Annotated in this window: 26 protein-coding genes; 7 read left to right on the top strand and 19 right to left on the bottom strand. The window is 62.0% G+C overall.

The genetic code is table 11. The annotated features are described in order from the left end of the window. Nucleotides 1–195: 195 nt before the first annotated feature. The 4 genes from holA to AC1Q6J_RS18735 all read right to left on the bottom strand — a co-directional run bounded on the left by holA (nucleotide 196) and on the right by AC1Q6J_RS18735 (nucleotide 6,376). On the bottom strand, nucleotides 196–1,224 hold the full coding sequence (gene holA, locus AC1Q6J_RS18750) for a DNA polymerase III subunit delta (RefSeq protein ID WP_492280710.1): 1,029 nt from the start codon (nucleotides 1,222–1,224) through the stop codon (nucleotides 196–198). A 25-nt stretch (nucleotides 1,225–1,249) separates the two neighbouring features. Continuing rightward, the gene (locus AC1Q6J_RS18745) at nucleotides 1,250–1,804 is read right to left on the bottom strand and encodes an LPS assembly lipoprotein LptE (RefSeq protein ID WP_492280709.1); all 555 of its coding nucleotides are present in this window, start codon (nucleotides 1,802–1,804) and stop codon (nucleotides 1,250–1,252) included. After that, nucleotides 1,791–4,421: a leucine--tRNA ligase gene (leuS, locus tag AC1Q6J_RS18740; RefSeq protein WP_492280708.1), complete on the bottom strand. Its 2,631-nt coding sequence runs from the start codon at nucleotides 4,419–4,421 to the stop codon at nucleotides 1,791–1,793. Before leuS ends, AC1Q6J_RS18745 begins: the two co-directional genes overlap by 14 nt. Before the next feature lie 263 nt (nucleotides 4,422–4,684). After that, the gene (locus tag AC1Q6J_RS18735) at nucleotides 4,685–6,376 is read right to left on the bottom strand and encodes a sensor domain-containing diguanylate cyclase (protein WP_492280707.1); all 1,692 of its coding nucleotides are present in this window, start codon (nucleotides 6,374–6,376) and stop codon (nucleotides 4,685–4,687) included. A 108-nt stretch (nucleotides 6,377–6,484) separates the two neighbouring features. Between AC1Q6J_RS18735 and AC1Q6J_RS18730 the strand changes: the two genes are divergently transcribed. Beyond that, the gene (locus AC1Q6J_RS18730) at nucleotides 6,485–7,174 is read left to right on the top strand and encodes a YggS family pyridoxal phosphate-dependent enzyme (protein ID WP_492280706.1); all 690 of its coding nucleotides are present in this window, start codon (nucleotides 6,485–6,487) and stop codon (nucleotides 7,172–7,174) included. Between the two features lie 13 nt (nucleotides 7,175–7,187). Here AC1Q6J_RS18730 and AC1Q6J_RS18725 read toward each other — a convergent pair whose 3' ends face one another. Beyond that, nucleotides 7,188–7,757, bottom strand: coding sequence for a L,D-transpeptidase family protein (locus AC1Q6J_RS18725; protein WP_492280705.1), 570 nt, complete (start codon nucleotides 7,755–7,757; stop codon nucleotides 7,188–7,190). Nucleotides 7,758–8,046: 289 nt separating this feature from the next. On the opposite strand from AC1Q6J_RS18725, the gene AC1Q6J_RS18720 reads away from it, so the two are divergent. Together AC1Q6J_RS18720 and AC1Q6J_RS18715 are read left to right on the top strand one after the other, a co-directional pair. Beyond that, nucleotides 8,047–8,733 carry a response regulator transcription factor gene (locus tag AC1Q6J_RS18720; protein WP_006023290.1) on the top strand — a complete coding sequence of 229 codons (687 nt, stop codon included), beginning with the start codon at nucleotides 8,047–8,049 and terminating at the stop codon, nucleotides 8,731–8,733. 33 nt (nucleotides 8,734–8,766) lie between these two features. Continuing rightward, complete coding sequence (locus AC1Q6J_RS18715) at nucleotides 8,767–9,207, top strand: Crp/Fnr family transcriptional regulator (protein WP_492280704.1); 441 nt, start codon at nucleotides 8,767–8,769, stop codon at nucleotides 9,205–9,207. A gap of 19 nt (nucleotides 9,208–9,226) precedes the next feature. Here the strand turns inward: AC1Q6J_RS18715 and AC1Q6J_RS18710 are convergent, their stop codons facing one another. The 8 genes from AC1Q6J_RS18710 to AC1Q6J_RS18675 form a co-directional block, all read right to left on the bottom strand. After that, nucleotides 9,227–10,042: an exodeoxyribonuclease III gene (locus tag AC1Q6J_RS18710; RefSeq protein ID WP_492280703.1), complete on the bottom strand. Its 816-nt coding sequence runs from the start codon at nucleotides 10,040–10,042 to the stop codon at nucleotides 9,227–9,229. Nucleotides 10,043–10,189: 147 nt separating this feature from the next. Further along, nucleotides 10,190–10,948 (bottom strand): outer membrane lipoprotein carrier protein LolA, encoded by a 759-nt coding sequence (locus AC1Q6J_RS18705; RefSeq protein WP_492280702.1) that lies wholly within the window; start codon nucleotides 10,946–10,948, stop codon nucleotides 10,190–10,192. Between the two features lie 163 nt (nucleotides 10,949–11,111). Then, nucleotides 11,112–13,574, bottom strand: coding sequence for a DNA translocase FtsK (locus tag AC1Q6J_RS18700; protein ID WP_492280701.1), 2,463 nt, complete (start codon nucleotides 13,572–13,574; stop codon nucleotides 11,112–11,114). A gap of 4 nt (nucleotides 13,575–13,578) precedes the next feature. Continuing rightward, nucleotides 13,579–14,808: an aminotransferase class I/II-fold pyridoxal phosphate-dependent enzyme gene (locus AC1Q6J_RS18695; protein WP_492280700.1), complete on the bottom strand. Its 1,230-nt coding sequence runs from the start codon at nucleotides 14,806–14,808 to the stop codon at nucleotides 13,579–13,581. 282 nt (nucleotides 14,809–15,090) lie between these two features. Continuing rightward, the gene (locus AC1Q6J_RS18690; protein ID WP_492280699.1) at nucleotides 15,091–16,533 is read right to left on the bottom strand and encodes an ammonium transporter; all 1,443 of its coding nucleotides are present in this window, start codon (nucleotides 16,531–16,533) and stop codon (nucleotides 15,091–15,093) included. A gap of 37 nt (nucleotides 16,534–16,570) precedes the next feature. Further along, nucleotides 16,571–16,909, bottom strand: coding sequence for a P-II family nitrogen regulator (locus AC1Q6J_RS18685; RefSeq protein ID WP_492280698.1), 339 nt, complete (start codon nucleotides 16,907–16,909; stop codon nucleotides 16,571–16,573). 331 nt (nucleotides 16,910–17,240) lie between these two features. Further along, on the bottom strand, nucleotides 17,241–18,551 hold the full coding sequence (locus tag AC1Q6J_RS18680; protein WP_492280697.1) for an ammonium transporter: 1,311 nt from the start codon (nucleotides 18,549–18,551) through the stop codon (nucleotides 17,241–17,243). A gap of 167 nt (nucleotides 18,552–18,718) precedes the next feature. After that, on the bottom strand, nucleotides 18,719–19,057 hold the full coding sequence (locus AC1Q6J_RS18675) for a P-II family nitrogen regulator (protein ID WP_006023282.1): 339 nt from the start codon (nucleotides 19,055–19,057) through the stop codon (nucleotides 18,719–18,721). A 254-nt stretch (nucleotides 19,058–19,311) separates the two neighbouring features. On the opposite strand from AC1Q6J_RS18675, the gene AC1Q6J_RS18670 reads away from it, so the two are divergent. Together AC1Q6J_RS18670 and AC1Q6J_RS18665 are read left to right on the top strand one after the other, a co-directional pair. After that, nucleotides 19,312–19,539, top strand: a complete 228-nt coding sequence (locus AC1Q6J_RS18670; RefSeq protein ID WP_492280696.1) for a DUF4339 domain-containing protein — start codon at nucleotides 19,312–19,314, stop codon at nucleotides 19,537–19,539. Beyond that, complete coding sequence (locus AC1Q6J_RS18665) at nucleotides 19,454–20,182, top strand: hypothetical protein (RefSeq protein WP_492280695.1); 729 nt, start codon at nucleotides 19,454–19,456, stop codon at nucleotides 20,180–20,182. The genes AC1Q6J_RS18670 and AC1Q6J_RS18665 overlap by 86 nt, the downstream gene beginning before the upstream one ends. A 90-nt stretch (nucleotides 20,183–20,272) precedes the next feature. Here AC1Q6J_RS18665 and tesB read toward each other — a convergent pair whose 3' ends face one another. Next, nucleotides 20,273–21,160, bottom strand: a complete 888-nt coding sequence (gene tesB / locus AC1Q6J_RS18660) for an acyl-CoA thioesterase II (protein WP_492280694.1) — start codon at nucleotides 21,158–21,160, stop codon at nucleotides 20,273–20,275. 178 nt (nucleotides 21,161–21,338) lie between these two features. On the opposite strand from tesB, the gene AC1Q6J_RS18655 reads away from it, so the two are divergent. Further along, entirely contained in the window at nucleotides 21,339–22,559 is a 1,221-nt protein-coding gene (locus tag AC1Q6J_RS18655) for a ubiquinone biosynthesis hydroxylase (RefSeq protein ID WP_492280693.1), read from the top strand. A 36-nt stretch (nucleotides 22,560–22,595) separates the two neighbouring features. Here AC1Q6J_RS18655 and AC1Q6J_RS18650 read toward each other — a convergent pair whose 3' ends face one another. The 3 genes from AC1Q6J_RS18650 to AC1Q6J_RS18640 form a co-directional block, all read right to left on the bottom strand. Then, nucleotides 22,596–23,000: a nuclear transport factor 2 family protein gene (locus AC1Q6J_RS18650; protein WP_492280692.1), complete on the bottom strand. Its 405-nt coding sequence runs from the start codon at nucleotides 22,998–23,000 to the stop codon at nucleotides 22,596–22,598. A gap of 58 nt (nucleotides 23,001–23,058) precedes the next feature. Then, complete coding sequence (locus tag AC1Q6J_RS18645; RefSeq protein WP_492280691.1) at nucleotides 23,059–23,256, bottom strand: Trm112 family protein; 198 nt, start codon at nucleotides 23,254–23,256, stop codon at nucleotides 23,059–23,061. Nucleotides 23,257–23,359: 103 nt separating this feature from the next. After that, nucleotides 23,360–23,935, bottom strand: a complete 576-nt coding sequence (locus AC1Q6J_RS18640; RefSeq protein WP_492280690.1) for a TetR/AcrR family transcriptional regulator — start codon at nucleotides 23,933–23,935, stop codon at nucleotides 23,360–23,362. Between the two features lie 94 nt (nucleotides 23,936–24,029). Here AC1Q6J_RS18640 and AC1Q6J_RS18635 point away from each other — a divergent pair, with 94 nt between their 5' ends. Beyond that, nucleotides 24,030–24,392, top strand: a complete 363-nt coding sequence (locus tag AC1Q6J_RS18635; protein ID WP_492280714.1) for a hypothetical protein — start codon at nucleotides 24,030–24,032, stop codon at nucleotides 24,390–24,392. A 69-nt stretch (nucleotides 24,393–24,461) separates the two neighbouring features. Here the strand turns inward: AC1Q6J_RS18635 and AC1Q6J_RS18630 are convergent, their stop codons facing one another. Together AC1Q6J_RS18630 and trxA are read right to left on the bottom strand one after the other, a co-directional pair. Continuing rightward, complete coding sequence (locus AC1Q6J_RS18630) at nucleotides 24,462–25,136, bottom strand: LON peptidase substrate-binding domain-containing protein (protein WP_492280689.1); 675 nt, start codon at nucleotides 25,134–25,136, stop codon at nucleotides 24,462–24,464. Between the two features lie 43 nt (nucleotides 25,137–25,179). Then, entirely contained in the window at nucleotides 25,180–26,100 is a 921-nt protein-coding gene (trxA, locus tag AC1Q6J_RS18625) for a thioredoxin (protein ID WP_492280688.1), read from the bottom strand. Between the last annotated feature and the right edge of the window lie 198 nt (nucleotides 26,101–26,298).

Genomic DNA, 26,298 nt, shown 5'->3' with positions numbered 1-26,298 from the left:
TGCGCCTCGCGGCGCTCCATGCCCCTCGTCAGGGGCGCGAACGAGGCAGGCCTCGCGCGCGCTGTGAGGGGCGAGACTAAAAGCTCACCTCGCGCAGTGCGCGAGAGCGATCGCGCGTGCGCAAATGAAGTGGCTGTTTGAAAACTGAATCGGAAAATGCTGATAACGGGCCGTTGCAGGTGCCGTCGTTCCCGTTTATCCGCGCCGCCGCGCGTTCACCGCGATTGCAAGCAGTGCGCGCTGCGCGATGACTTCCGCCAGTGACGACTGTTTGCGCATGTCGAATGCGGCGTCGGCCAGTTGCGCCATCACCCGCGCCATGCGTTCGGAACTGGTGTTTCGCAGCGCCGTTTCGACCAGCGTCTTGCGCGAAAAGTGCAGCCGCGGAAAACCGCTGTCGAGCGCTTCAAGTTCGCTGCGGCCTTCTTCGATCGACAGCCGCGCCTTGTGCAGCTGCGCGGCGTGGCGCTGTGCCGACATGATGATCAACCCGGGATAGGTCCCGGCGGCCATCGCCTTGGCGAACGCGGATTCGACGTCGGCGGCGCGTCCCGCAAATGCATTGTCGACGATCGGATCGAGCGCCAGACCCGATGCGTCGGTGACGATGGCGACGACGTCATCGAGGGTGACTTCGCGCTGACCGTGCGCGTAAAGCGCGACCTTGCGGATTTCGTTGCGTGACGCCTGCCGGTCACCGCCGAGCAATGACGTCAGCGCTGCGCGCGCGTCCGGTGCAATCTTCAGATTCGACAGGCGCAGTTCGTCGTCGATCAGCTTCGCAAGATCGCGCTCGGTGTCGGCGTAGCAGGCGATCGCGACCGCGGACTTTGCCCTCTCGCAGGCCTTTCGCAGCGGCGCGTCGGGGCGCAGCTCGCCGGCCTCGATCACGATGCGGCAATCCTTTGGCTGCATCTCGGCCAGCGTATCGATGCCGCTGGCGAAGCTGCGCGAACCGGCGCGAATCCGGATGGCGCGCCGGCCGCCGAACAGCGGCACCGTCATGGCTTCATCGACAAGACGCGATGGTTCGGCGGCGAGCTCGTCGCCGTCCATTTTAACCAGAGAAAACGGATCGTTCGGATCGTCGACGGCCGACGCCATCAAGGCATCGGCGCGCTCGCGCACCAGGCCGGCGTCGGGACCATAGAGCAGGATGATCGGCCGCGACGGATCGGGCCGGGCCAGAAACGCGTCGATTTCTTTCCCGCGAAGCGCGACCACAATTATTCCGAATCAGGTTGTCGGATCAGGTGCCGGCGATGAAGAACGACGCGAGGCGCTGACTGATGTTATCTGCGATAACCTTGGCGGCGCGGTCTTCCGCGTCACGCAGTCCGCGCGAACGGGCGAAGCGCTGCGCCTGTCCCGGAATGTCGTAGGAGACGCGCGAGAAGGTCGTGCCGGTCAGCACCGTCTTGTCGGTGGCGTTGTCCTTCAGCTCATAGGTCGCATCGATGCCGTAGTTCTCGATGTCGGGCCGGGCGGTGGTCGGGTCAACGATAATCGACAGCCGGGATGTGCTGAGCCGCATCACCAGACGGTGGGTCGGCGGTCCGCCGACGGCGCTGCCGTACATGCTGAACATCAGGTGGTTGCGGATCTCGACGCCAAGCCGCGCCTCGCGCGACCCGTTCGGCACGTTGAGCGGAGGAACCTCGACGCCTTGCAGCTTTTCGCGCAAAGCCGAGCCGCCGGTCGCGCTGCGCTCGCCGTACATCGGCTGGAAGCACCCGGCCGTCAGGGCCGCAAGGGCGGCCACGGCGACGAGCCGGACAGCGATGCGCTTATCAAACCACGACATTCACGATCCTCTGCGGAACGACAATGACTTTTCGGGGAGGTTTCCCGTCCAGCGCTGATTTTACTGCATCGAGTGTCAAAACGGCAGCCTCAATTTCCCCGTTTGAAGCATTTCGGGCGACCGTGACATCCGCGCGCTTCTTGCCATTAACCTGCACTGGCAGCGTAATTGTGTCATCGACCAGCAATTTGGCTTCGGTTTCGGGCCAATTGGCCTCCGAGACCAGCCCCTGATGGCCCAGGGCCTGCCAGCATTGCTCGGCCAGGTGCGGCATCATCGGCGAGATCAGCCGGACCAGGATGTCGAACGCCTCCCGCGCCGCGGCCGCGACGGCGGGGTCGGTCTGCAAGGATTTCGCCGGGCCGTCGACCACGTCCCCCAGCGCGCCGGCAAAGGTATAGAGCTTTGCAATCGCGGTGTTGAAACGCAGCCGCTCGATCGCGGCCGAGACATCCGCGAGGGTGCGGTGGGCGATGCGCCGGAGCGCCATCGCGCCGTCGCTGTTCTCCGCGATGACCGTGCCCGGTGCCGGCAGATGCGGCGCGGCGGCGTTCACCAGCCGCCAGATGCGCTGCACGAAGCGGCCGGCGCCCTGCACGCCTTCCTCGCTCCAGATCACGTCGCGGTCGGGCGGCGAGTCGGACAACATGAACCAGCGCGCGGTGTCGGCGCCGTAGGTGCCGATGATGTCGTCGGGGTCGACCGTGTTGCGCTTCGACTTCGACATCTTTTCGATCGGACCGATCTCGATCAGCTCCTTCGTCGTCAGCAATGTCGCGCTGCGCTTGTCGCCGACAGTCTCGATGTTGATCTCGGCGGGCGAGGCGAAGGTGCCGTCCTGCTTCTTGTAGGTTTCATGCACCACCATGCCCTGCGTGAACATGCCGGCGAACGGTTCGTCCATGCCGATGTGTCCCGTCGCCTTCATCGCGCGGACGAAGAAGCGGCTGTACAGCAGATGCAGGATCGCGTGCTCGACGCCGCCGATATACTGGTCGACCGGCATCATGCGGTCGGCGACCTTGCGGGTCGTCGGCGCGTTCTCATTCCACGGATCGGTGAAGCGCGCGAAATACCATGACGAGTCGACGAACGTATCCATCGTGTCGGTTTCGCGCGTGGCCTTGCCCCCGCACTGAGGACAGGTGACGTGCTTCCAGGTCGGATGATGGTCAAGCGCATTGCCTGGCTTGTCGAAGGTCGCATCCTCCGGCAGCACCACCGGCAAATCCTTGTCCGGCACCGGCACCACATCGCATTTCGGGCAATGGATCACGGGGATCGGACAACCCCAGTAGCGCTGGCGCGAAATACCCCAGTCGCGCAGGCGGAAGTTGACCTGCCGCTCGCCGACCGGCGTATTGCCGCGCGTTGTGCCTTCGAGGCGCCTGGCGACATCTTCCTTCGCCTCTTCGATGGTCATGCCATCGAGGAAGCGCGAATTGATCATGCGGCCTTCGCCGTCATAAGCGATGTCCGTAATGACGAACGATTTCGGATCGGCGTCCGGCGGGCAGACCACCGGCGTATTTCCAAGACCGTACTTGTTGACGAAATCGAGGTCGCGCTGATCGTGCGCGGGGCAACCAAAGATCGCGCCGGTGCCGTATTCCATCAGCACGAAGTTGGCGACGTAGACCGGCAGCTTCCAGTCCGGATCGAACGGATGCACGGCCTTGATGCCGGTGTCGAAGCCCTGCTTCTCGGCGGTGTCGATGATTTCCTGCGCGGTGCCCTGACGCTTGGTCTCGGCGATGAATCCGGCAAGCTTCGGGTTCTTCAACGCAGCCGCCTGCGCGAGCGGATGATCCGCCGCGATCGCCATGAACCTGGCGCCGAACAGCGTGTCGGGCCGCGTCGTGAAAACCTTCAGTTCGTTCTCGCCGCCCGGTACCGTCGCGGGGTCGAGCGCGAAACGGACCAGCAGGCCTTCGGAGCGGCCGATCCAGTTGCGCTGCATCAGCCGCACCTTGTCGGGCCAGCGATCGAGCGTGTCGAGTGCGTCGAGCAGGTCCTGTGAGTATTTCGTGATCTTGAAGACCCACTGGTTCATCTCGCGCTGTTCGACGACAGCGCCCGAGCGCCAGCCGCGCCCGTCGATCACCTGCTCGTTGGCGAGTACGGTCATGTCGACCGGGTCCCAGTTGATCTTGCGCTTTTCGCGCTCGGCCAGCCCCGCCTTCATGAAATCCAGAAACATCTTCTGCTGATGTTTGTAGTAGCCCGGGTCGCAGGTCGCGAACTCGCGTGACCAGTCGAGCGACAGCCCCATGGTCTGGAGCTGCTTCTTCATCGTGGCGATATTCTCGTAGGTCCACGCCTTCGGCGCGACCTTGCGTTCGATCGCCGCATTTTCGGCAGGCAGGCCGAAGGCGTCCCAGCCCATCGGATGCAGCACGTTGAAGCCCTTGGCGCGCATGTAGCGCGCGACCACGTCGCCCATGGTGTAATTGCGGACATGACCCATGTGGATGCGCCCCGACGGATAGGGGAACATCTCGAGCACGTAGTATTTCGGCCGGGGATCGTCGTTGCGCGTGGCGAAAATCGCCCGCTCGTCCCAGAGCTTTTGCCAGCGTGGCTCGGATTCGCGGGCGTTATAGCGTTCGGTACTCATCGGATCGGTCGTCTGCCAAAAAGGGGATTCAGAAGGCGGCAGACTAGCCACAAAAGACCGCGATGGGTCAACGCTTTAGGCGCAAATAGGGTCTGCGCGGCCTAGTGGAGTGGATTTGACATTCGCTCCCGCCTAGCCGCGAGTCCGCAAGCGAATGTCAAATCCAAAACACCACTAGAGGCTTATAATTGCTAGTGGTCCTTCGATTCTAACATTCGCTAGGCTTCCTGCCGAAATGGGATGCGAATGTTAGAATCGGACCACTAGCCGGCCAGTGAAACCGGCCGATCCACGGGCCGGATCAGGCCGTGTTCGACCACCGCGTTCCTGCCCCGGCGTTTGGCCGCGTACAGCGCCGCGTCGGCCGCCTCGATCAGATCGTTTTGCGGCTGGGCGCTGCCCGGCGCGACCGTCGCGACGCCCACACTGACGGTGACGCGCCTGAAGTCGCTGGTGACGTGCGCAATCGCGAGAGCTTCCACCGTCGCGCGAACCTGTTCGCCCATCTGTACGGAATGGGCGGGATCGCTGTTGGGCAGCAACAGGCAGAATTCCTCGCCGCCGTATCGGGCCGCGAAGCCGCCGCATGAATTGGCGATTGTCGCAAGGACTTCGCCGACGCGGCTCAGACAGGCGTCACCTTCCGGGTGGCCGTAGGTGTCGTTGAAAAGCTTGAAATGATCGACGTCGATCATCAGCAGCGAAAGCCGGCCATCGATTTGCAGCGCCTTCATCCATTCGAATTCCAGCCGGCTCTGGAAGCCCCGGCGATTGGCCAGACCGGACACAAGGTCGAGCGATGCGATCACGGTCAGCCGGTCGTTGGCGGCGGCCATTTCGCGCTCGCGCTCGGACAGCTGCGACGCCATGGCATCAAAGGCCCTCGCGAGCGGAATGAACTCAAGCGGCAGCGAGGCGTTCGATGTCCTGGCCGAAAACTCGCCGCGGCCAAAACGATTGGCCGTATCGGTCATCATGCGGAGCGGCCGGATGATAAGGCGTTCGCCCGCGAACCATGCGCCGAGCAGCGTGAAGAGCCCCACAAGCGCCAGTTGCAGATAAGCGGTGCGGATATCCCGATTGACGTCACCCAGCATCACCGACTGATTGATGCTGACAATCATGCGGGCGCGCGTGCCGCTGACCCGCGCGAACGATACGGCCTTCTTCTCACCGTCCGCGGATTCGAAGGAGATCGAGCCGTACTCGCGATCGAGATTCATCTCGCGCAGCGTTACGGCTTCGAACAACGAAGTGTCCTTGAGCTTTTGCCCGATCAGATTCGCGCTTTCGGGCGGAGACGCCAGAATCGTTCCCGTGCTGTCGACAAGAACGACCGATACCCCCGAACGCCCGCCGCGATTGCTCAGCAACTGCGACATCCATTTCAGATCGATTGTCGCTATCACCACCGATTCCTGTCCGCCGTCGATCGCTGACACGGGGTAAGCGGCGACAATGGTCGGAAGTCCGGTGGTGCGGCTTTGGATGTAATCGCTCACTATAAACTCGTGAAACTCGCGGGCTTTCAGGAAATAGTCGCGATCACCGAGATAGACGCCGACAACGGCCGGCACAGTGGAGCAAGCTATCTTGCCGTCCGGTCCCACAATCGAGACAGCCCGAATCCATGGCAGGTCGACCCGCAGGCTTGCGCGCATCACTGCGCAACCGCGGCCCTGTTGGGAGGCAGCGGCGTAGATGTAGGCGGAGGATTTCACAACAGCCTGGACCGTCGATATGATTTCGCGCTGTGCATCGGCGGTGTGTTGTGCGAGCTCCGACAGCTCGTTTGCGGCCTGGATCATCTGCCTGGACCGCGAGTCTTCCAGCAGGCGGACGCGATCGAGCATTAGCGGTACAACCAGGATCAGCGCCAGAAGCACAAGGCGCGCGCGAATCCCCAATAGCGCCTTGAGTTTTGACGTGTTGCGGCCGAAGCTGGCGATTGACATCGGTATTCCCTTGCCCCACGCCAACATTACAAAAAAAAGGCTTCAAGGACCCTTTTTTGAATTCGCTAAAATTCGAATGATCCTTAATTTGAGGGCAAGTTTACTTCGATGGCTGTGGATAAAATGTCGCCGGTAACATCTGATTCACCAAGCGGCCTTGCCGCTGTGGAGCGCGAGATTTCTCGTGCGTGCAAGGACGCTCGCCGTGATCGCTCTTCGGTGACGCTGGTTGCGGTGTCGAAGACGTTCGATGGCGACGCCATCGCACCGGTGATCCGCGCGGGCCAGCGTGTGTTCGGTGAGAACCGCGTGCAGGAAGCGAAGGCCAAGTGGCCGCCGTTGCTGGCTGAACATCCCGGCCTCGCGCTTCACCTGATTGGGCCCTTGCAATCGAACAAGGCCAGGGAAGCCGTGGCGCTGTTCGACGCCATTCACTCGGTGGATCGCGCCAGTCTGTGCGAAGCGCTGGCGAAGGAAATCGTTAAGCAGGGCCGGCAGCCGCAACTGTTCGTTCAACTGAACACCGGCGAAGAACCGCAGAAGGCGGGGATTGCGCCGGCGGACGCCGACGCATTCATCGCGAGCTGCCGTGACGTTTACGGTCTGCAAATTTCCGGACTGATGTGCATTCCGCCGGCCGAGGATCCGCCGGCGGCGCACTTTGCGCTGACCGCCAAGATCGCCGCGCGCAATGGATTGAAATTATTGTCGATGGGCATGAGCGCGGATTTTGCGACGGCGATCCAGCTCGGTGCGACGCATGTGCGCGTCGGGTCCGCGATCTTCGGACATCGCTGATTTTACCGAGCGATCATCCGATCACGATTTTCGTATCTGGCCCTAATCGCGACAGCAATCTCACCATCGCGTTTTTGGTGAGCCCGACGCAACCGGCGGTCGGGGAAAATTTCTCGCGGGCGAGATGCAGGAAAACGGCGCTGCCCCGCCCTGCGATGCGTGGCCGGGTGTTGTGGTCGATCTCGATGATGAAGTCATAGAGATGGTCGTCGCGTCTCAGCCGGTCGCCATCTTCGCCGGTCGCGCGTTTGACTGCGCGATTGTAGCGCCGGTCGGCGGGATCCTCCGACCAGGCGTCCGTGGGACCGATCGCCCGGATCGGCAGATAGGTTCGCGGCCGGGGGTGTCTGTCGGCGCGCCACCACAGCCGCACCGGCCGGAAGATGCCGCGGGGTGTTCCGCCATCGCCTTCGAATTTGTTGGCCTTGATTCCGCCGCGTCCAAGCGCGACCGGTAGGATATGTGCGCCGGCCACCAGCCAACCCTGGTTCGGCCGGCCGGCGGCGGCACTGACCCTGACAGCGGAAAGCGGCCGATCACGCAACGGTGTTCGATAAGCCCTTGGAAAGCCTAGATTTCCCATAATTGGTTCCCGTGACTGCGTACAACCCTCGTGGAGTGGATTTGACATTCGCCCTGCTGGCAGCGAATTCGCGAAGCGAATGTCAAATCCAAACTCCACGAGGAACTTATATTTTGCGAGTGGTCCTTTGATTCTAACATTCGCAAACGGCCTGCTGAAACGGGATGCGAATGTTAGAATCGGACCACTCGCTTGCGCTTTCGCCTGCAAATGCTCTATTTCGCCGAGGTTCTTCGAGATCGTTCTCCAGACCCTCTTATACAAGCCGAATTTTAAAGGACTGGATGCAATGGCCAACGCCCGCAAGATCTTGATCGTGGATGACGATACCGATCTGCGCGATGCCCTGGTGGAGCAGTTGTCGCTTCACGAGGAGTTCGAGGCATCCGCCGTCGATACCGGTGCGAAGGGCGCGCTGGCGGCGAAAAGCAACTCACCCGACCTCGTGCTGATGGATGTCGGCCTGCCCGATACCGACGGCCGCGAGGTTGTCCGCAGCCTGCGCAAGGGCGGCTTCAAGTCGCCGATCATCATGCTGACCGGGCACGACACCGATTCGGACACGGTTCTCGGCCTCGAATCGGGTGCGAACGATTATGTCGCGAAACCGTTCCGCTTTGCCGTGCTGCTGGCCCGGATCCGCGCGCAACTGCGCCAGCATGAAGCCAGCGAAGACGCGGTGTTTTCGGTTGGCCCCTACAGCTTCCGCCCGGGCTCCAAGATGCTGACCGGCGCCAACGCCAAGAAGGTCCGGCTCACCGAGAAGGAAACGGCAATTTTGCGCTTTCTCTACCGGGCCGGGCAGATGCCGGTATCGCGCGAGACCTTGCTTCAGGAGGTCTGGGGCTATAATTCCGGCGTGACCACCCACACGCTGGAAACGCATATCTATCGCTTGCGTCAGAAGGTGGAGAAAGACGCTGCGAACCCCGAAATTCTTGTGACTGAATCCGGCGGCTATAAGCTGGTGCCATGAGGCGAATCAATCGCCGATTTATTTCGGCACGCTATGGCCATTGAAGACGACATCGCCCTGTTTTCGCGGGTCCCGACATTGAATTTGTTGGGCGCGGCGGCATTGCAGGTGCTTGCGATCGGCGCCGAGCAGCGCGAATACGGATTCGGCGAGCGGCTGTTCGAAGAGGGCGATCCTGCGGATTCCGGCTTCATTGTCCGGCACGGCGCGTTTCGCGTCGCTTCCGACGACGGCCATGAAGCCATTGCCGGCCAGAATGTCCTGATCGGCGAACTCGCGCTCGTGGTTCCGATGGCGCGGCCGGCGACAGCGACGGCTCTCGAACCGTCGTCGGTGCTGCGCATTTCGCGCAGCCTGTTTCAGCGCGTACTTGAAAGCCATCCTGAAGCGGCACGGCGTCTGCGCGATGATTTCGCCGCGCGCACCAACGCGGCGGCGGGTGCGATGGTTCGGGCGACAGAGACGCTGCGCTGATCCTCGCGCTTATAAGATCTCACACATCGAGAACAGCGGTCACCGGCACATGATCCGACGGGCGTTCCCAGCCGCGCGCATCCTTGGTGATCCTGAAATCGCGAACGCTGTCGCCCAGCGCCTTTGACACCCAGATGTGGTCGAGGCGGCGGCCCTTGTTCGCCGCGCTCCAGTCCGCGGAACGATAGCTCCACCACGAATAGACTTTCTCGGACAACGGAATTCGCTGCCGCGCCACGTCGATCCAGTTGCCGCGCGCCTGTACGCCGAGCAGCTTCTCGCACTCGATCGGCGTATGCGACACGATCTTCAGAAGCTGCTTGTGCGACCACACGTCATGTTCGTGCGGCGCGACGTTGAGATCGCCGACAAGAATATGCCGGTCGGCGAGCTTCGGGTGCAGTGGTTCGCAATCGCGCATCTCGTCGAGGAACGAGAGCTTGTGTTCGAACTTCGGATTAAGCGCGGGATCGGGAATATCGCCGCCGGCAGGCACGTAGAAATTATGCACGACCAGCGGCTCGGCGATCTGCGCCTTCGGCCCGAAGGACACCGAGATATGCCGCGAATCGACCTTGCCGCAGAACGTGCGCACATCGCTCGATTCGAACGGAATTTTCGAGACGATGGCGACGCCGTGATAACCCTTCTGGCCATTGAGGGCGACGTGCTCATAGCCGAGCTGCTTGAAGCGCTTCAGCGGAAACGCGTCATCGATGCATTTTGTTTCCTGAAGACACAGCACATCGGGCCGCACGGACTTGATGAACTTCGCGACGAGATCGATGCGCAGCCGCACCGAATTGATGTTCCAGGTGGTCAGGGTGAGGCGCATGAGGGATGTAAGCAGGATTTGCAGGGGAGGACGTCATCCTGAGGTGCGCGCGCTTGCGTGCCTCGAAGGATGCCGCGTGGTGACGCCGTCGCCCTTCGAGGCTCGCCGAAGAGGCTCGCACCTCAGGGTGACGGCGAGGGCGGCAAACTAATTATTCGAGTTCTGATAGTTGGTGAAGTCGATCCTGAACATCGAAGGATCGAGCTTCTTGGTGGTGTCGAGATTGTAGACCGCGACGGTGGTGTCGTAGCCCTGCGGGTCGGTGACGGTCCACTGCTTGAGCTGATTATCCTTGGCCCCGATCATCAGCATCAGCCGGCTGGTCCCGACCAGCGCCTGCTTTTCCTCGATGGTTACGCTGATGAACATGTTGTCCGAGGAGACGCCAACGACATTGGTGTCGCGCAGCAGATCGATGCGGTCGGACAGAAGATAGCGCAACGGCGTTTGCGACAACGGATAGACATCCTGGGTCGCGAGCCTGCGGTCCAGCACGACCACCGATGTGCCGTCAGCCACAAGCGCGATCGGCGACGGATCGTCATACTCGAAGCGGATCTTGCCGGGCTTCTGGATATAAAAATCGCCGGTCGTGCGTTTGCCGTCGGGACCGACCTGCACGAAATTGCCTGAGACGTTCTGCAAGGACGAGAGATAAGTGCTGACCTTGCCGGCCAAGGCCTTTTGATTGGCGTCGAAATTCTGGTTCGGCGTTCCGCCGCCGAACAGGCTGCGCAGATCCGGAATGATCGGCGTCGGTGGTGTCGACGTTGCGGGTGCCTGCACCTGCGGTGCGGGGGTGTCGCCGGCGCGGGCTTTCGGTGCGGGCTTTGGGACAGGAACAGCCTGGGCCAGTGCCGATGGCATCATGAGCGACGCTGCAATCGTTGCCGCCAACGCCATCATCGGCATTTTCGCAACAGAAACAGCACATGTGAGGCGCCGGGGCTGGCAGAACGGCTGATGGCGATGGAATTTTCTCAACGGTTCGTCCTGTCAGGGATGTCTTGTGATCTTTCCGTCGGGGCTAGCCCCAAGCTATGGCGTTTTCGCGGCTGCGAACAGGGTCTCAGCCAAATCGATCTTCTTCCTCGGCCACGAGAATCTCGCGTTTTCCGGCGTGATTGGCCTGCCCGACGATGCCCTCCAGCTCCATCCGCTCCATCAAGGTGGCGGCGCGGTTGTAGCCGATCTGGAGGCGGCGCTGGATGTAGCTGGTCGAGGCCTTGCGGTCGCGTTTGACGATGGCAACGGCTTGCGAGAACAGGTCGCCTTCGCCGCCGTTGGCGCCCATGCTGGTGCCGTCGAATACGGCGTTGCCGTCCTCGTCGGTCTCTTCTTCCGCGGTGACCGCTTCGAGATATTCGGGCTGACCCTGCGACTTGAGATGACGGACGATCTTTTCGACTTCCTCGTCCGACACGAACGGGCCGTGGACGCGGCTGATGCGGCCGCCGCCGGCCATGTAAAGCATGTCGCCCTGACCGAGCAGTTGCTCGGCGCCCATCTCGCCCAGGATGGTGCGGCTGTCGATCTTCGACGTCACCTGGAAGGAAATGCGGGTCGGGAAGTTTGCCTTGATGGTGCCGGTGATGACATCCACCGACGGACGCTGGGTAGCGAGGATCACATGCAGGCCGGCGGCACGCGCCATCTGCGCGAGGCGCTGCACCGCGCCTTCGATATCCTTGCCGGCGACCATCATCAGATCGGCCATTTCGTCCACGATGATGACGATGAAGGGCAGCGGCTCGAGTTCGAGTTTCTCTTCCTCGTAGATTGCCTTGCCGGTTTCCTTGTCGAAGCCGGTATGAACGGTGCGCGTCAGTTCTTCGCCCTTGGCCTTGGCTTCGGCGACGCGGGCATTGTAGCCGTCGATATTGCGCACGCCGAGCTTCGACATGTTCTTGTAGCGCTGCTCCATCTCGCGCACCGCCCATTTCAGCGCGACCACGGCTTTCTTCGGATCGGTCACGACCGGCGTCAGCAGATGCGGGATGCCGTCATAGACCGACAGTTCGAGCATCTTCGGGTCGACCATGATCAGGCGGCACTGATCGGGGCGCAGGCGATAGACCAGCGACAGGATCATGGTGTTGATGGCGACCGATTTGCCCGAGCCGGTGGTGCCGGCGATCAGCATATGCGGCGTGCGGGCGAGGTCGATGATAACCGGGTCGCCGCCGATGGTCTTGCCGAGACAGAGCGGCAGCTTGGCGTTGCTCTCGGTGCCTTCCTTGGTCGTGAGCAGTTCGCGCAGATAGACTTTCTCGCGCTTCGCATTGGGCAGTTCGATGCCGATGGCGTTGCGGCCGGCAACGACGGCGACTCGCGCCGAGACCGCGCTCATTGAGCGCGCAATATCGTCGGAAAGGCCGATGACGCGGGACGACTTGATACCGGGGGCAGGCTCCAGTTCGTACAGCGTGACGACGGGGCCGGGATTGGCCTTCACGATTTCGCCGCGCACGCCGAAGTCCTGCAACACGCCCTCCAGAGCGCGCGAGTTTTCTTCCAGTTCGTCCTTGCTGAGAGTCAGGCGATCCGACGCCTTCGGCGCAGCCAGCACGGAGATCGGCGGCAGTACGAACACGCCCTTGCGGTTCGACGCCTTTGGCTCAGCGCGCTTGCGCGGCGCACGGGCGACGGGCTCTTCGTCTTCTTCTTCTTCCTCCTCCTCGTCCTCCTCTTCTTCCTCTTCGTATTCGTCTTGCGGCACCAGCGAGGGCGCGCGCCGTCCGCCGCCGAGGTTTGGTTCCATGCGCTCGAACGATGCGGAGCGCCGTGATTCCGTGCGTCCGACCAGCATTGCGAAGAAGGCTGAAAGTGCCCGTGCCACACGCGTTTTTGCGCTCATGGCGGTATGAACGATCCAGCCGAGCGAGATCGAGCGGCGGTCGTCCTCTTCGAAATTGTCTTCATCCTCGATCATCGGCGGCCGTGTGCGTTCGACGATCTTCTCCTGCGCGCCCGCGCCGCATGCGAAGACGAAGCTTCCGGTCATCGCGGCGAACAGGATGACGCCGAGTACGATGCGATAGATCAGTCCGGGCGGACCGAACACCACCGCCGGAAAACGCACCAGCGCGTCGCCGACAACGCCGCCAAGTCCGGTTGGCAACGGCCATGCGCCGCTGCGCTGCAGGCAGCTTGCAAATCCAGCCGCGATCACCGCGCACAGAATCCAGCAGGCAATCCGCAATGCTTCACGGTCGAAATGACGATGCGTCACCAGCCGCCAGCCCCAGATCGCGACCGGCAGGATCAGCATGATCGCGCCAAGGCCGAGGATCTGCATCAGCAGGTCGGCACCGATGGCGCCCGGACGGCCCATCAGGTTGCGGATCGGACCCGAGGTCGCGTGGCTGAGGCTGGGGTCCTGCACCGACCACGTCATGAGAGCGGCGGCGACGGCACAGGAGAGCGCGATGACGCCGAGCCCGGCGAGTTCGCGCAGGCGGCGCGCCAGCATCTCGCGCAATGGATCGGAGATCTGGCCGACGATGGGAATGACGCGTTCGATCGCTGGCATAGGTTTAGCCCCGAGCTTCGTTCAAGACGTCGACCATACGGTGCAACGCTTCAGCCGTTGTTTCACTGTCCTGCTGCACCAGGGCGACGCGGATGTATCCGGTGCCGGGGTTGCTGCCATCGGCCTGCGGCCGCGCCAGATAACTTCCCGGGATGACGCGCACGCCACCATCCCTGAAAAGTTTCACAGTCGCGGCTTCGTCGCCGCCATGGGCGGAGACGTCGAGCCAGATGCAGAATCCGCCTGCGGGCCGCCGGTAACCGAAGCGGTTGCCGAGGATCTGGTCCGCGAGATCGAATTTGATCCGGTAGAGCCTGCGGTTCTCGTCGACATGAGTCTCGTCGCCGTAGGCGGCGACGGCGACATGCTGCAACGGGACCGGCACCTGAGGCGCCGCGACATTGCGCAGCTCATGAAAGCGCGCGAGAAAAGTCCTGTCGCCGGCGACGAAGCCGACGCGCAGGCCCGGCAGGTTCGATCGCTTGGAAAGCGACTGGAACGCGACCACGTTGGCAAAATCATTTCCGGCGGACGCAAGCATGCTGCCCGGCGCTTCGCCGGTGTAGATTTCGGAATAGCATTCGTCGCTGAGCACGATGAAGCCATGACGGTCGGCGAGCTGCTTCACGCGGTCGAAGTAGGCGCGCGATGGCACCGAGCCTTGCGGGTTCGCGGGCGACGCGAGGTAGAAGGCCACGGTGCGGTCGAGCGTTTCCGCGCTCAGGGAATCGAGGTCGGGCAGAAAGCCGTTCTCGCGCGTGGTCGGCAGAAATACCGCTTCACATCCAGCGGCCCGCGCGCCGGCCGCATAGGCCGGATAGAACGGATTGGGCATCAGGATCGCGGGCTTACCCTTGCGGGGGCTGACATACCGCGCGGCGGCGATCGCCGCGAAAAACAGGCCCTCGCGGCTGCCGTTGAGCACCAGAATTTCGGTTTCGGGATCGATCACTTTGGCCAGGGCGAATCGCCGTGAGACCCAGGCAGCGGCGGCCTGCCGGAACGGTTCGACGCCTCTTGCAATCGGGTAGCGGCCGAACTCGTTGATATGGCCGGCCAGCACTGGCCCGACAAAGCCCGGCACCGGGTGCTGGGGCTCTCCAATTGACATATTTATCAATGGCTTACCCGGCGAGTAGGCGCTCAGCAACTCGGTCAGCCGGGCAAACGGGGAGCGCTCGCCGTCTTGGGCGCCGGCGGCGGAAGCCGAGCGGGAAGAAGCGGTCATGGCCATTCGAAAAACGCCAGCACTTTTAAGGTCCGTCGATCCTGCGGGTGGGTCAGGGGGCCACGCAGGATTTGATCACGTCACCATAGGTGCGGCGAGGTTAAGACGCGATTAACCATCGCGGCGCGGACGTGGTTTGCGGCTCCCTTCGGGGGCTGATCTTACCCCGAAGCCGGCCTCTTTTTGAGGATGTCGCGGCCAAAAAGTAAGGGCCCCAGCTTGCGCTGGGGCCCTCCGACGGACGGGGCATTGCCGGGTTTGTGCCCCAACCGTTGTTCCTGAACTCGCTTACATGTTGTAGGCGCGCTCGGTGTGGTCGGTGAGATCCAGACCCTCGCGCTCCTGCTCGACCGGAACGCGCAGGCCGACGATGACGTCGACGACCTTGTAGATGATCGCCGAACCGATGCCCGAGAACAGCAGCGTGGTGCCCACGCCCCAGCCCTGCGAGATCATCTGAGCGACCATGTCGTAGTCGCCGATCTTGCCGGTGACGTAATCCATGACGCCGGTGCCGCCGAGGGCAGGGTTGACCAGGATGCCGGTGCCGAGCGCGCCGACGATGCCGCCGATGCAGTGGACGCCGAACACGTCGAGGGAGTCGTCATAGCCAAGTGCGTTCTTCACGACCGTACAGAAGAACAGGCAGACCACACCGACGACGAGGCCGAGAACGATCGCGCCCATCGGGCCTGCGAAACCGCAAGCCGGAGTGACGGCAACCAGACCGGCGACCGCGCCCGACAACGCACCGAGGACTGACGGATGGCCCTTGATCATCCACTCCGCGAACATCCAGGACAGCGCCGCTGCAGCGGTTGCCAGGAAGGAGTTGGTCATCGCGAGCGCAGCGCCGCCCGAAGCTTCGAGGTTCGATCCGGCGTTGAAGCCGAACCAGCCCACCCAGAGCAGCGAAGCGCCGATCATGGTCATGGTCAGCGAGTGCGGAGCCATCAGTTCCTTGCCGTAACCGGTGCGCTTGCCGATCAGAAGAGCACCGACGAGACCGGCGATGCCGGCGTTGATATGCACCACGGTGCCGCCTGCGAAGTCGAGCGCGCCCTTCTTGAACAGGAAGCCGCCGTCAGCCATCACTTCGTCGAGTTTCGCCTGTGCCGCGGTCTTTGCAGCGCCATCAGCCGCGGCTGCAAGCGCCTTGGCGGCATCGGTGATCGCGTCCGGTCCGGCCCAGTACCAAACCATGTGGGCCATCGGGAAGTAGATCAGCGTCACCCAGAGCGGGATGAACAGCGCGATCGCTGCGAACTTCATGCGCTCGGCAAAGGCGCCGACGATGAGGGCCGGCGTGATCGCGGCGAAGGTCATCTGGAAGCAGAAGTAGATCAGCTCCGAGATGTTGGCGTCGACCGAGAACGTCGCAGCCATAGAGTCAGTCGTGATGCCGGACATGAAGGCCTTGGAGAAGCCGCCGATGAAATCCGAGCCGCCGGTGAATGCGAGGCTGTAGCCGTAGAGAGCCCAGATGACGCAGACGATGCAGACGGTGTAGAAGACCTGCATCAGCACCGACAGCATGTTCTTGGAGCGGACGAGACCGCCGTAGAACAGCGCGAGGCCCGGGATGGTCATTAACAGCACGAGAACCGTTGCTGTCATCATCCAGGCATTGTCGCCCTTGTTGACGGTTGGCGCGGCGTAGGCGGCTGTCGTAGCGAAGAGGCCGACGGCGAGAGCTGCCAATCCCGCGCTGGTGGGACGCTTGAACGTCATTTGTTTGTACTCCTGATAAGATGAGGTTTGCGCGAAATCAAAGCGCCGCGTCATCGGCCTCGCCCGTGCGGATGCGAACCGCATGGTCGAGATTGATGACGAAGATTTTGCCGTCGCCGATCTGGCCGGTCTTTGCAGCGGCGGTGATCGCTTCGATGGTCTTGTCGACTTGGGACGAGGCGACAGCGACCTCGATCTTGATCTTGGGCAGGAAACTGACGGCGTATTCAGCGCCGCGGTAGATTTCCGTATGGCCTTTCTGGCGGCCATATCCCTTGACTTCCGTCACCGTGAGACCGTGAACGCCGATGGCGGTCAGGGCGTCACGGACCTCTTCCAGCTTGAATGGCTTGATGATGGCCATAACAATTTTCATGGGTACTTCCCCGCTTGGGCCCGGTCGTACAGATCGGGCGTTCTCGACTGAGGGTCACCGCGCGAAGAAAGATCACTCCACGGGCACAGCCGGGTCCCATAGAATCAAATGCCGTGCCAGAACCGCCAAAATCCCTAACGGTTTATGAATCCGAGGGTTTTCGGCTTCCGGGGGGGTGCGAAGAAATTGGGCTGTTTTGCCGCGCCTAAAAGATCGACAGCGATGCCAAAAACATAGGCACACCAGACTGCCGACACATTCATGCCCATCGGACAAGCAAACGGTATCTGAGCCCGGAAAGCTGGGCTCAAATCCAGTCAAATGGGGCGGTTTATTGGAGGGCTTCGCCGTGCTGGGTGATGTCGAGCCCTTCGACCTCATGCTCGTGTGGAACACGCAGGCCGGCCAGCATGTCGACGACCTTCAGCAACACGAACGTCATTCCGCCTGTCCAGACGAACACCGCCGCCACGCCATAGGCCTGGGTCAGCAGCAGCTTTGGATTTCCCTCGATCAGCCCGGCCGTCCCGCCGATGGCGGCGGTAGCGAACACACCGGTCATTAGCGTTCCCAGCAGCCCGCCGATGCCGTGGATGCCGAATACGTCGAGGGTGTCGTCATAGTTGAAGCGCTGTTTGAGACTGGTGCAGGCCCAGAAGCAAACCACGCCAGCCACCACGCCGATCACGATGCCATGCCAGGGCTCCACGAAGCCGGAGGCTGGCGTGATGGTGCCGAGTCCGGCAACGGCGCCGGAGATCATGCCGAGTACCGACGGCTTGCGCCGCGTGGCCCACTCGATCGCACTCCATGTCAGCGCGCCGGCGCAGGCGGCCAGATGGGTCGCGAGGATCGCCATCACGGCGCGCGAGTTGGCCTGCAGGGCCGAGCCGCCGTTGAAGCCGAACCAGCCGACCCAGAGCAGGCCGGTGCCGATCACCGCGAGCGACAGATCGTAGGGCGCCAGGTTCTCGGTGCCGTAACCGCGGCGCCGTCCCATCACGACGGCTGCGACAAGGCCCGCGGTGCCGGCGCTGAGATGAACCACAAGGCCGCCGGCGAAATCGAGAACACCGGCCTGCGCCAGGAAGCCGCCGCCCCATACCCAGTGCGCCAGCGGGATGTAGACGAATGTAAACCAGCCAATGCAAAACAGGACGTAGGACGAAAAGCGCATGCGATCCGCGACCGATCCCGCCACCAGCGCGACAGTGATGACCGCAAAAGTCATCTGGTAGATGACGAACAGCGCTTCCGGAATGGTCTTTGCGGCACTGTTCACGCCGTCCATCGTCATGCCGGCCAGCAGGAAGCGCTCCAGCGTGCCGAGCCATGCGCCATCGCCGACAAACACCAGACTGTAACCGTAGATCACCCACAGAATGGAAATCAGCGCCACTGCGATCAGGCTTTGCGCCATGGTCGCCAGCACGTTCTTCTTGCGCACCATGCCGGCATAGAACAGCGCGAGGCCCGGTATTGTCATCATCAGGACGAGCGCGGTCGCCGTGATCATCCACGCGGTGTCGGCGGCATCGATCTTGATGGTTTCAGCGAGAGCTGGCGTTGCAGATGTGAAAGCGAAGCCCGCAACGGAAACCGCCGTCGCAAAATGTGCGACCGCACGCGGCAATCTCAACATGGTATTCTCCCCCCGGCTCCGGAAAATGAAGCGAACTTCGGATTCAGGACATTAGTGAAGACCTTGCGGCGTCTTGCACGCGCCGCTGCGTGGTGATGCTTGTTCTCGGTTGAGCATGATCTGGTCCAAAAAACCGGTTTCCGGCTTTCGCGATCATGCTCACAAAATCAAAGTGCGTCGTTATCGGTCTCGCCGGTGCGGATGCGGACGGCATTTTCGATCGGTGTAACAAAAACCTTGCCGTCGCCGATCTGTCCGGTGCGCGCGCCGGCGGTGATCGCCTGCACCGCCTTGTCGGCGAGGTCGGCTCCGACCGCGATCTCGATCCGCAGCTTGGGCAGGAAATTCACGATATATTCGGCGCCCCGGTAGATCTCGGTGTGTCCCTTCTGGCGGCCGAAGCCTTTCACCTCGGTCACGGTCATGCCGTGTACGCCGATTGCGGTCAGGGCCAGACGAACCTCTTCAAGCTTGAAGGGTTTGATGATGGCGGTGATAAGCTTCATGGCAGCTCTTCATCCCTTAAAGTTCAGCGCGGCAGCGCCACGAGTCTTTACTCGGGCCTGCGCGAATCCGCCACCTTTTTGGGCAAACGGACAGAAAAATATGCAGGTTCGATTGAAAACCGTTGCGGCAAAGCGCGGTCCGTTTGTAGCATCCGCAATCTCAGGGGCTGAGACCGACTGCCATTCATCCGATGCCGCGGGATTTTCTCGCGGCTGGTCCGGCGCTTCATTTTCCCAAGAACAAAGGAAAACTCATGCCGGGCCGATCTTGGTTTGTTGCCGCCGGGGATAAGCAGGAAGGCCCGTATTCCGAAGACGAGTTTCGCGATCTGATTGCACGGGGGACTGTCAGGGCCGACACCTATGTGTGGGCCGACGGCATGCCGGACTGGCAGTATGCCCGCGATATTCCGGGGCTGCTGTCGACCGGCGTCGCGCCGCCGGCGATTCCCGGGTGCATCGCTGCCGTCTGCCAATGGTGATCCCTCGGGTGGATCGTTTTCGATCGATATCGGCATCTGGGAGATGCTCGGCCGCGCACTGGTTTTCCTGATCGGATTCCTGCTGGTCATTCCAGCGCCGTGGGTGGCCGCGAGTTTCTATGGTTGGATCGTCTCGCGCATTCATGTGCCGCAGCGGGGCTATCTCGGCTTTAGCGGAAAGCCTCTCGATATCTGGTACGTGTTCGTTGGGCTGGCGCTGATGACGTATGTCGGGCTCGCTGGCATTCCCTACCTTGAATACCTGTTGTTCCCGGTTCAGGCGTATCTGTCATGGATGACCGTGCGCTGGGTGACGGCGAACATCACATCGGAAGGCCGTCCGCTTCAGATCAGTTTCGATGGCAGCCCGTGGATCTATATCGGCTGGTATCTTCTGATGGCGGTGTCTTTCATCACCATCATCGGCTGGGCCTGGGTCATTACAGCCTGGATGCGATGGATCTGCGCCAACATCAGCGGCACGCGGCGCGCCATTTCGTTCAACACAACGGGATTGGAAGTGTTGTGGCGAACGCTGGTGTTTTCCATCGGCTGCGTGCTGATCATTCCGATTCCATGGGTGATGGGCTGGTACACCCGCTGGTACGTCTCGCAGTTTTCCGCGGAGGAACGGCTGGCGTAACGGCGTCGCGAGGATGCGATGCCGGTATCCGGCGTGCTTCCTTTTAGTCAGGCATGATCTAATCCGAAAACCGGTTCCCACTTTTCGGGATCATGCCTGAACCGGCTTTTCCTTGCGCTCGCGCACCGAGCCTTCCTGCGCGACGGAGGCGATCAGTGTGCCGTCCTGCTTGAAGATCAATCCGCGCGTCAGGCCGCGGCCGCCCTGCGCGCTCGGCGAGTCCTGGCTGTAGAGCAGCCATTCGTCGGCACGGAACGGGCGATGAAACCACATCGCGTGATCGAGGCTCGCGGGCATCATGCGCTGATCAAACAGGGTGCGGCCGTAACGCGCCATCACCGCATCGAGCAGCGAGAAGTCCGATGCATAGGCCAGCGCGCACATGTGCAGCGCCGGATCGTCGGGCAGCTTGGCGACGGTGCGGATCCAGACGTGGATGCGGCCGTCGTCAATCTTCTGACCGAAGTAACGGCCAAGCTCGACGGGGCGCAATTCGATCGGCCGATCGGATTCATAGTAGCGGCGGATGAACTCCGGCATCTCCTTGAAGATAGGCTGCTTGGACACTTCCTCCGCGGTGAGTTTTTCCGGCGGCGGAACGTCCGGCATCTTGTCCTGGTGGTTGAACGAGCCTTCTTCTTCGGCGTGGAACGACACCATGATCGAGAAGATGGCATGGCCATGCTGAATCGCGGTCACGCGCCGCGTGGAATAGCTCTTGCCGTCACGCAGCCGCTCGACCTCGTAGATGATTGGAATCTGCGGATCGCCGGGGAGGATGAAATAGCAATGCAGCGAATGCGGCAGCCGCTTCTCGACATTTTCGACCGTGCGGCAGGCAGCCACCATCGCCTGACCGATCACCTGTCCGCCGAACACGCGCTGCCAGCGCGTCTTGGGGCTGGTGCCGCGAAACATGTTCACTTCGAGCTGTTCGATATCGAGGATCGACAACAGATCAATCAGGCTTTTCGACATTCACGATGTTCCGATCTTCGGCATTTAGGGGATGCGGGGCGGTTTCCGGCGGCCCGCAAACCCTGATAGACAGCGTAGGCCCATCTTCCGGCCCATTCAGGGGGCATATTTCCCTTATGGCCGGGTCCGAGGCAAGGGCAGCCATGAAACGAATTGCACCTATGAAAGTCCGGCTCTCATGTCGTCACAACGAAGCATCGTGATCGGGGGCGGCGCTTTCGCCGGTCTGGGACTGGCGCTGGCGCTGCGGCAGGGCTTGGGACCCGACGTTCCAATCGTCGTCGCCGATCCCGCTTTTGCCATGCGGCCAAGCCGCGATCCGCGCGCATCCGCGATCGTTGCCGCCTGCCGACGGCTGTTCGAGGTGGTCGGCGTCTGGGACCAGGTGGCGGAGAGCGCCCAGCCGATTCTCGACATGGTAGTTACCGACTCGAAGCTCGAGGACGCGACGCGGCCTGTATTCCTGACATTCGCGGGTGACGTCGAACCCGGCGAGCCATTCGCGCACATGGTCGAGAATCGGCGCCTGATCGATGCACTGGCAGCGCGCGCGGAAGCCGAGGGCATTGAACTCAACGCGGTCGCGGTCTCTGCCTACGACTCGAATGCCGAGGGCACGCGCGTCACGCTGAGCGACGGCCGCGTCATTGATGCGAGCCTTCTGGTCGCCGCCGATGGCGCGAAATCGAAACTGCGCGAGCGCGCCGGCATCGCAACGCACGGATGGGATTACGATCAGTCCGGCATCGTCGTCACGGTCGGGCATGAGCGGGATCATCACGGCCGCGCCGAAGAACACTTTCTGCCGGCGGGACCGTTCGCGATCCTTCCGCTCAAAGGAAACAGGTCTTCACTGGTCTGGACCGAAAGCCGCCGCGAAGCCGCGCGCATCGTCGAATTGCCGGAGAATGAATTTCAGGCCGAGCTGGAGACGCGGTTCGGTCTGCATCTCGGCGAGGTGAAAGCGCTCGACAAGCCGCGCGCATTTCCGCTCGGCTATTTCGTGGCGCGATCATTCATCGGCGAACGGCTCGCCCTGGTCGGCGATGCCGCCCATGTGATCCATCCCATTGCAGGGCAGGGGCTCAACATGGGCCTGAAGGATGCGGCGGCGCTGGCGGAAGTGATTGTCGATGCCGCGCGGCTTGGGATCGATCCTGGACAGGCGGGTGTACTGGAGCGCTACCAGCGCTGGCGGCGGTTCGACACGGTGGCGATGGGCGTCGCCACCAACTCGCTCAACATGCTGTTCTCGAACAAGTCGACCCTGCTGCGCACGGTGCGTGATATCGGTCTCGGACTGGTCGATCGCGTGCCACCGCTGAAAAGCGCGTTCATTCGTCAGGCCGCTGGTCTGTCCGGTGAAGTGCCGCGACTGCTCAAGGGCGAGGCGCTTTAGAGCTGCTGCTGTAATCGCGGAACGCCTGGCGAAAGGTCAGGCTGAAAGATTGCTCAGCTTCACCAGTTGCTCGCCCATCAGGCGGTGCAGCAGATTGATTGCCTTCAGCGGCCGCACCATCACCTTGAAGTGCGTGATCTGCCGTCCGTCATCGCTGAAGGTGATGATGTCGACGCCATTGATCTTGATGCCCTCGACTTCGTTTTCGAATTCGAGCACCGCGCCGCTCTCGTTGCGCCATTCGCCGAGATACCTGAAGCTGGGACCGCCGAGCACCGTTCCTGCGCTTGCCAGATACTTGAACGTGATGTCGCGCCCGCGTTGCGGCGTATGGACGACGGGACTCTCAAATACGGCGTCGGGATGAAGCAGATCCCACAACGCCTTCTCATCAGGAGATTTGATGAAGTCGTGCCAGCGGTCGAGAGCGAAGGGTCGCATCGGGCATCTCCGTTGTGAAGCATCCGGCGCAGCCTGGCCGGTAAGAGCAGGTCGGTGCTCAGTCGATTCGGCGGGCTTCTTCCGGCAGCATGATCGGAATGCCGTCGCGAATCGGATAGGCGAGCTTGGCCGAGCGCGAGATCAGCTCCTGCCGCGCGCTGTCGAACTCCAGCGGACCCTTGGTCTGCGGGCACACCAGAATCTCCAGAAGCTTCGGATCGATACCGCTTTCGGGCCGTTCAGCCGGCGAGGTCATAGGTCAACTCCTCATCCATACTTTGCACTGCATTGCCTGGGTCTTTGTATCACATTCAACACGGCCCGGATCAACCGGCCGGGCGGCTCCGTTGTCGCAGCTCTTACTCTGGTGCGTTGGCGATCCTGATCAGATCGTCAAGAATTTCGTCTTGCCGCGCTTTCGGCAGAGGTCTGTCCGAGAGGGTAAAGCCGAGAAACGTCCAGTAGAGAATTTGGGCCCGCGACCGCGCGAGCGCCGGTGAGTATCCTCTCACCGCGAACTGGCCTTCCATGTAGGACAGCCGCCGCTTGTCGATGGCATGGACCGCCGCGCGGGCTGCCGGATCGACCGTCGCCCAGGTGCGGACTGCAATCTCCAGCGGGAGCCTGCCGCCGCCGAACGCACGGCGCAGCAGCGCATTGATGGGATTTTCGCCCTCCGGCAATCGTTCAAGATTGGCGATGATCTGTTCGGTCATGATCTCGCGCCAACGTTTGAGCAGGGCGGTGTGGAACGCAGCGACATCAGCGAAGTGCCAGTAGAAGCTGCCGCGCGAGACGCCCATGGCCTTCGCCAGCGGCTCGGCCTTCAGCGCGGTGAATCCGCTTCCGGTCAGTGTTTTCAGGCCCTGATCGAGCCAGTCCGTGGCGGACAGCTGGTCGGGCTTCGCGCCGTGCTTTGCTGGTGAAGTTCTCATCGATACCACCATACATAAGTGTATTGACAAGCGCCAGTATCGGATCCATTCTCGCCATACATAACTGTATGGCGCGGATTGAGGAGGCGGCATGATGCGCGATCTGTTGCTGCAAGTTTCGGGAGGCCTCGCAATCATCGTGGCGCTGATTCACGGCACGTTGGGCGAAACAAGAATATTCGCGCAGGGCAACAACCGGATCGTCATCGAGCCTGCGCAGGTGCGGACTCTGTTGCGGCTTGTGTGGCAGACCGGCACAGTGGCATGGATCGGCGGCGGAGTGCTGTTGCTGACGGCACCGTTGATGGGATCGGACGCTGCGCGCCATTGGATCATCGTTACAATGGCCGTGGTGTTTGCCTTCGCAGCCGCGGCCAATGCCTGGGCCAAGCGCGGGCGGCATTTCGGATGGATGCTGCTGAGCTTGGTGGTCGTGATGGCGATCGCGGGATACTAGGCATGATCCCGAAAAGTGGAGACCGGTTTTCGGACAGGTCATGCCACTCGATAAAGATCGTCGCAGCAGCTACTGCAGCGGCGGATCGCCGGACGTCTGCTTTTTGGCGAGATCCATTTCGGTGACCGCAATCAGGATTTCAGCGCGGGTCTTGAGGTCGGGCGCTTCAAGCAGCGCCTGCTTTTCCGCGGGCCCATAGGGCGACATCATCGCCAGCGCATTGACGAGCGCTTCATTGGGCGCGCTTTCGATTCCCTCCCAATCGACCTTGAGCTGGTTGGCTTTCAGAAACTGCGTGAGCGCCTGGAGCAGGGCCTGGCGGTCGACATGCTCCTCGCCCTTGCGCGCGATGAAATCGTCGACGAACGCGGAAAAATCAACGCGGCACTGGCGGTAGGGGGTGAGAACCGTCTTCTCCTCCATCACCTTGAAGCGTGCAATGCCGGTCAGTTCCAGAATGTAGCGGCCATCGCCGGATTCGGCGAGCTGCGTGATACGGCCGACGCAACCGACCTTGAACAGGGAGGGCTGCTCGCTGCTCTGGGAATGGGTCACGTCGGGCTGGATCATTCCGATCAGGCGGTGACCGTCGCGAAACGCGTCGTCCACCATCTGAAGATAACGCGGTTCGAAAATATTGAGCGGCATCTGGCCACGCGGCAGCAGCAACGCTCCGGGCAACGGAAACACCGGAATGATTTTCGGCAGATCGGCGGGTCCACGGTATTCGGCGTTGATCGGCATCCGCTTCCCTCACATCAGTCGCACGGAAACTCCGTAATGAGCCTCAGGAGAAAAGAATTGTTGAAAGGCGCTTGCGGCCTTCAACGGTCGCGTCGTCGTTCGGTCCCCACGCCTCGAAAAACTGCACCAGCTTCTTGCGCGCGCCGTCGTCGTCCCATTTGCGGTCGCGCTTGACGATCTCCATCAGATGGCTTGCGGCCTCGGTGCGCTTGCCGCTGGCGTTGAGTGCGACGGCGAGATCGAATCGCGCCTGATGGTCGAGCGGGTTGGCGGCGACTTTTTGCTCGAGTTCCGTTACCGGGCCCACGGCCTTGGCCTGTTCGGCGAGATCGAGCATGGTTTGCACCGCGGAGATCGCGGCATCGTTGCGCTTGGACTCTGGCACCAGGGCCAGGGTCTGCTTGGCCTGCTCCAGCGCGCCGGTTGCGGCGTAGCATCGCGCAAGGCCGGCAAGGGCGGTGAGATTGGTGGCATCGACACCGAGCACTTCCGCGTAGATCGAGGCGGCGGTGGCCGCATCGCCGGCCGCCATCGCGGCCTCGGCCTCGTTGAGGATTTCAGCGATGTCGCCTTCCGGTGAAGGCATGCCCTGGGTCAGCTTGTCGATAAAGGCCGTGACCTGGCTTTCAGGCACCGCGCCCATGAAGCCGTCGGCCGGCTGGCCGTTGACGAAGGCAATAACCGCGGGGATCGACTGGATGCCCATCTGCCCCGGAATCGCGGGATGCTCGTCGATATTCATCTTGACCAGCTTGACCTTGCCCTTGGCGGCGCGGACGGCCTTTTCGATGATCGGCGTCAACTGCTTGCAGGGGCCACACCATGGGGCCCAGAAGTCGATCAGCACCGGCTGGCGCTTCGATTCCTCGATGACGTCCTTCACGAAGGTCTGGGTCGTGGTGTCCTTGATGAGGTCGGGGGGCGTCATCGCCGCCGGTCCGCTGCCTTGCTCGACTATGGTCACGTGATCCTCGCCTGCCGCATGTCTTATGAAAGAGAGCCGCTTCTAGCACGACCGGGGCATTTTCCGGCAGTTTCGATCCGCCGCGTTGAAAATGGCCGATATGCAAGAAGGCGCAAATTTCCGCGTGGCCCGGGTGGGCGTCAGGGGCGGAAACGGCGCAAAGCCACAGATGGAGGTCTTTTGGCTGATTTTCAATCG

It is taken from the genome of Afipia sp. MLSD5-FHT05B12 (assembly GCF_058793355.1).
The sequence above is the reverse complement of the archived record's forward strand: the minus strand, read 5'-3'. Positions and strand labels throughout refer to the sequence as shown.

Excerpts from the sequence above, each read along its gene's own strand:
- AC1Q6J_RS18670 (WP_492280696.1), top strand. The coding sequence starts at position 19,312 with ATGCCGGGCCGATCTTGGTTTGTTGCCGCCGGGGATAAGCAGGAAGGC.
- AC1Q6J_RS18665 (WP_492280695.1), top strand. The coding sequence starts at position 19,454 with ATGCCCGCGATATTCCGGGGCTGCTGTCGACCGGCGTCGCGCCGCCGG.
- AC1Q6J_RS18650 (WP_492280692.1), bottom strand. The coding sequence starts at position 23,000 with ATGCGACCCTTCGCTCTCGACCGCTGGCACGACTTCATCAAATCTCCT.
- AC1Q6J_RS18680 (WP_492280697.1), bottom strand. The coding sequence starts at position 18,551 with ATGTTGAGATTGCCGCGTGCGGTCGCACATTTTGCGACGGCGGTTTCC.
- AC1Q6J_RS18725 (WP_492280705.1), bottom strand. The coding sequence starts at position 7,757 with ATGGGAAATCTAGGCTTTCCAAGGGCTTATCGAACACCGTTGCGTGAT.
- AC1Q6J_RS18630 (WP_492280689.1), bottom strand. The coding sequence starts at position 25,136 with ATGCCGATCAACGCCGAATACCGTGGACCCGCCGATCTGCCGAAAATC.
- AC1Q6J_RS18685 (WP_492280698.1), bottom strand. The coding sequence starts at position 16,909 with ATGAAAATTGTTATGGCCATCATCAAGCCATTCAAGCTGGAAGAGGTC.
- AC1Q6J_RS18710 (WP_492280703.1), bottom strand. The coding sequence starts at position 10,042 with ATGCGCCTCACCCTGACCACCTGGAACATCAATTCGGTGCGGCTGCGC.
- AC1Q6J_RS18730 (WP_492280706.1), top strand. The coding sequence starts at position 6,485 with ATGGCTGTGGATAAAATGTCGCCGGTAACATCTGATTCACCAAGCGGC.
- AC1Q6J_RS18635 (WP_492280714.1), top strand. The coding sequence starts at position 24,030 with ATGCGCGATCTGTTGCTGCAAGTTTCGGGAGGCCTCGCAATCATCGTG.
- AC1Q6J_RS18695 (WP_492280700.1), bottom strand. The coding sequence starts at position 14,808 with ATGGCCATGACCGCTTCTTCCCGCTCGGCTTCCGCCGCCGGCGCCCAA.
- AC1Q6J_RS18745 (WP_492280709.1), bottom strand. The coding sequence starts at position 1,804 with ATGTCGTGGTTTGATAAGCGCATCGCTGTCCGGCTCGTCGCCGTGGCC.
- leuS (WP_492280708.1), bottom strand. The coding sequence starts at position 4,421 with ATGAGTACCGAACGCTATAACGCCCGCGAATCCGAGCCACGCTGGCAA.
- AC1Q6J_RS18735 (WP_492280707.1), bottom strand. The coding sequence starts at position 6,376 with ATGTCAATCGCCAGCTTCGGCCGCAACACGTCAAAACTCAAGGCGCTA.
- tesB (WP_492280694.1), bottom strand. The coding sequence starts at position 21,160 with ATGTCGAAAAGCCTGATTGATCTGTTGTCGATCCTCGATATCGAACAG.
- AC1Q6J_RS18655 (WP_492280693.1), top strand. The coding sequence starts at position 21,339 with ATGTCGTCACAACGAAGCATCGTGATCGGGGGCGGCGCTTTCGCCGGT.
- AC1Q6J_RS18690 (WP_492280699.1), bottom strand. The coding sequence starts at position 16,533 with ATGACGTTCAAGCGTCCCACCAGCGCGGGATTGGCAGCTCTCGCCGTC.
- AC1Q6J_RS18715 (WP_492280704.1), top strand. The coding sequence starts at position 8,767 with ATGGCCATTGAAGACGACATCGCCCTGTTTTCGCGGGTCCCGACATTG.
- AC1Q6J_RS18705 (WP_492280702.1), bottom strand. The coding sequence starts at position 10,948 with ATGATGGCGTTGGCGGCAACGATTGCAGCGTCGCTCATGATGCCATCG.
- AC1Q6J_RS18675 (WP_006023282.1), bottom strand. The coding sequence starts at position 19,057 with ATGAAGCTTATCACCGCCATCATCAAACCCTTCAAGCTTGAAGAGGTT.
- AC1Q6J_RS18700 (WP_492280701.1), bottom strand. The coding sequence starts at position 13,574 with ATGCCAGCGATCGAACGCGTCATTCCCATCGTCGGCCAGATCTCCGAT.
- AC1Q6J_RS18720 (WP_006023290.1), top strand. The coding sequence starts at position 8,047 with ATGGCCAACGCCCGCAAGATCTTGATCGTGGATGACGATACCGATCTG.
- AC1Q6J_RS18640 (WP_492280690.1), bottom strand. The coding sequence starts at position 23,935 with ATGAGAACTTCACCAGCAAAGCACGGCGCGAAGCCCGACCAGCTGTCC.
- AC1Q6J_RS18645 (WP_492280691.1), bottom strand. The coding sequence starts at position 23,256 with ATGACCTCGCCGGCTGAACGGCCCGAAAGCGGTATCGATCCGAAGCTT.